The 3067-nt window shown below is 61.9% G+C and carries 5 protein-coding genes and 1 tRNA gene; 4 read left to right on the forward strand and 2 right to left on the reverse strand.

Annotation, left to right across the window (positions count from 1 at the left end; translation table 11 throughout):
* The coding region (locus tag RMO18_RS03125) for a DEAD/DEAH box helicase family protein (RefSeq protein WP_309663868.1) at positions 1 to 388 on the reverse strand (388 nt) is incomplete at its 3' end.
* Between the two features lie 151 nt (positions 389 to 539).
* Between RMO18_RS03125 and RMO18_RS03130 the strand changes: the two genes are divergently transcribed.
* The 4 genes from RMO18_RS03130 to RMO18_RS03145 all read left to right on the forward strand — a co-directional run bounded on the left by RMO18_RS03130 (position 540) and on the right by RMO18_RS03145 (position 2568).
* A complete protein-coding gene (locus tag RMO18_RS03130) occupies positions 540 to 1397 on the forward strand; it encodes a methyltransferase domain-containing protein (protein WP_309663869.1) in 858 nt (285 codons plus the stop codon).
* Positions 1398 to 1657: 260 nt separating this feature from the next.
* Positions 1658 to 1969 (forward strand): ETC complex I subunit, encoded by a 312-nt coding sequence (locus RMO18_RS03135; protein WP_309663870.1) that lies wholly within the window; start codon positions 1658 to 1660, stop codon positions 1967 to 1969.
* Positions 1970 to 1998: 29 nt separating this feature from the next.
* Complete coding sequence (locus RMO18_RS03140; protein ID WP_405053993.1) at positions 1999 to 2460, forward strand: GNAT family N-acetyltransferase; 462 nt, start codon at positions 1999 to 2001, stop codon at positions 2458 to 2460.
* 31 nt (positions 2461 to 2491) lie between these two features.
* Positions 2492 to 2568, forward strand: a tRNA-Arg gene (locus RMO18_RS03145).
* A 73-nt stretch (positions 2569 to 2641) separates the two neighbouring features.
* Here RMO18_RS03145 and RMO18_RS03150 read toward each other — a convergent pair.
* A partial coding sequence (locus RMO18_RS03150; RefSeq protein WP_309663871.1) for an enolase C-terminal domain-like protein occupies positions 2642 to 3067 on the reverse strand: 426 nt, incomplete at its 5' end.

Genomic DNA, 3067 nt, shown 5'->3' on the forward strand with positions numbered 1-3067 from the left:
AGGTGTCGGAGCGGGCGACATAGGCCTCGGGTTGGTAATAGTCGTAGTAGGACACGAAGTATTCGACGGCGTTGTCGGGAAAGAAGTTCTTGAATTCGCTGTATAGTTGGGCCGCGAGGGTCTTGTTCGGCGCAAGGATGATTGCGGGGCGCTGGGTTTCTTCGATCAGCTTGGCCATGGTGAAGGTCTTGCCGGTGCCGGTGGCCCCCAGCAGCACCTGATCGCGGTCACCGGCAAGGATGCCGGCCTTCAGCTGGGCGATGGCGGTGGGTTGATCGCCAGCGGGCTGAAACGGCGTGCTCAGCACGAAGGCGCGGCCGCCTTCCAGTTTGGGCCGGGTCAGTACCTCGGGGCGCGGGGCGAGCGAATTGGCGGTGTTGTGGGGCATCGACGCCTCCGATCGGGCTGGCATGGACGGGGTGACAGGTGTGTCAGATTTGGTCCGTTTTTGTTCTTTTGCAAGCAGGCAACCGCGCAAATGGGGTGAAACCGTTGCCGATATCTGCATGACCGGGTAAGGCAGCGCAGAGGGAGACGCAATGGCACAGAAAATCGACACGCGGGCGGTGGGATTGGATACCGGGCTGGCGCTGATCCGCTGGCTGACCGGGGCCGAAAACCTGCATTACGGGCTGTGGACCGGGCTTGAGGTGACGGCGGGCAATCTGCGCGCGGCGCAGGATGCTTATACCACGCGGCTGTTTGCGGAATTGCCACCGGGGCCGCTGCGGATTCTGGATATCGGGGGGGGCGCGGGGGAGACGGCGAAGAAGCTGATCGCCCTGGGTCATACCGTCGATATCGTGGTGCCTTCGGCATATCTGGCAGAATGCTGCCGCAGGAACGCGCCTGAGGCGACGCTGCACCAATGCACCTTTGAAGACTTTGCGGGCGAGGGTCCGTTCGATCTGTGCCTGTTTTCCGAAAGCTTCCAGTACATTCCGATGATGGACAGCCTGCCGAAATGCAGCGCGCTGCTGGCCGCCGATGGCCATGTGCTGATTGCCGATTGCTTTCGCTCTGACGCGTATCTGGGCCGGGAAGACAGCGGGCCGCAGCCGGGTGGCGGGCATCGGTTGTCTTCGTTCCGCGCGGCCTTGCTCTCGACCCCGTTCACCGTGGTTTCCGAACAGGACGTCACTGCGGAGGTGGCCCCTTCGATCGACCTTGAGCAGGGGTTTTACAATGTGCTGGGCGTCGGGCTGAGCCGAACGTCGGAGGAACTGCAGCGCAAGAAACCGCTGGTGAACTGGTTGGTGATGCGGGTGATCAACCTGTTCCTGTCGCGCAAGCGCCGCAGAAACCTGATGCAGCGGCTGACCGGAACCGAGCGCAACATCGAGGCTTTCTTGACCTACAACACCTATCTGATCGTGAAACTGGCGCGGAAGACCTGAAATCTTGCCGGAGTGTTAAGCTCAGAAATACAATTTTAGCGATTTTTCGGCCATCGTTTACATCTTTTGGTTGTGTTAACCAAGCACCTGAGTCACACTGAACAGGCAAGCAGCAACTAAAGCTGTCGGTTGACCCAATCACACCCCACCCACTCTCCCCAGGGTCAGCCGACAGTCCTTTCTGCGCTTCATCGTGCAACTGACGCTTGCGCTTTCCTCCATCCTTCGGAATAAAGCTGCAAACCTCGAGAGGGTCTGTCATGCGCGCACGCATCTTCCAGCCAGCCAGAACCGCGATGCAATCGGGCACCGCCAAGGCCAAGGGCTGGGTGCTGGAGTTTGCGCCAGCCACCGCACGCGAGGTTGACCCGCTGATGGGCTGGACATCGTCAGACGACACGCAGGCCCAGGTGCGCCTGATGTTTGACAGCCGCGAGGCCGCGGAAGCCTATGCGACCGAACGGGACATCGCGTTTGACGTGATGGAGCCAAAGCTGCGCAAACCCATTCTGCGCCCGCGCGGCTATGGCGAGAATTTCGCCACCGACCGCAAGGGTGCGTGGACGCATTGACGCGGCCGATCAGTGTAGGGGTGGCGGGGATGATCACCATTCAGCGCGAAAGCCCGGTCGGGCCTGACCTGGGCTTTCTGATGCAACGGCATACCGAAGACATGCATGCCGACACGCCGCCCGAAAGCATTCACATGATGGACGCGAACGCGCTGGCGGTGCCGGAGGTGGCATTTTTCGTGATGCGCGATGCAGGGCAGCCCGTGGCCATGGGCGCATTCAAGCGGATCGACGCGGGGCATGCCGAGATCAAGTCGATGCATGTGCTGGTCGAGGTGCGCGGACGCGGCCTGTCGCGCCGGATGCTGGACCACCTTTTGGCCGAAGCACACGCCGCGGGCTTTACCCGGCTAAGCCTTGAAACCGGATCGCAGGCGATGTTCCTGCCGGCGCGCCGGCTGTACGAGACGGCTGGCTTCACCGAGTGCCCGCCGTTCGAGGGTTATGGCCCAGATGTGAACTCGGTCTACATGACAAAGGAACTTGCGTGAGCGGGGCTACTGCCGCAAAAGGGCGCGGTGCGGCCCCGTAGCTCAACTGGATAGAGCAAGGACCTTCTAAGTCCGAGGTTGAGGGTTCGATTCCTTCCGGGGTCGCCATTTTCCTGCAAGAAAAGCCGTTCTCAGGGGCATCGAGCCCCGTCGAACGGCGTTGCCACGGACTGCTTTTCCGTCAGGTCTTGGCGGCTGGTGCACCGCCTTCGAAGCGGTTGCCGTGGCGATAGTCACAGGGCGCTTCCTGCATCTGCAGATGCAGACCCGTGCCAGTGAACGGATGGGCGCGGGCGACATCCTCGTCGAAGTCGATGCCAAGGCCGGGGGCGTCGGGCGGCAGGATGTAGCCGTCTTCCCATTTGATGCTGTTCTTGATCAGCTTCTGGTGGAAGGCGCCGCCGGTCTCGATCGTCTCGGCGATCAGGAGGTTGGGGATCGAAGCGGCGAAATGCACGTTCGCGGCCCATTCCACCGGACCGGCATAGAGGTGCGGGGCCATTTCAGCGTTGAACACCTCGGCCATGGCGGCGATTTTCTTGGCCTCCCAGATGCCGCCGACCCGGCCCAGCGCGGGTTGCAGAATCTTCACCCCGCCGTGGCGCAA

Origin of the sequence: Tabrizicola sp. (assembly GCF_031377265.1) — a bacterium.
GTDB lineage: Bacteria > Pseudomonadota > Alphaproteobacteria > Rhodobacterales > Rhodobacteraceae > JAUYQR01.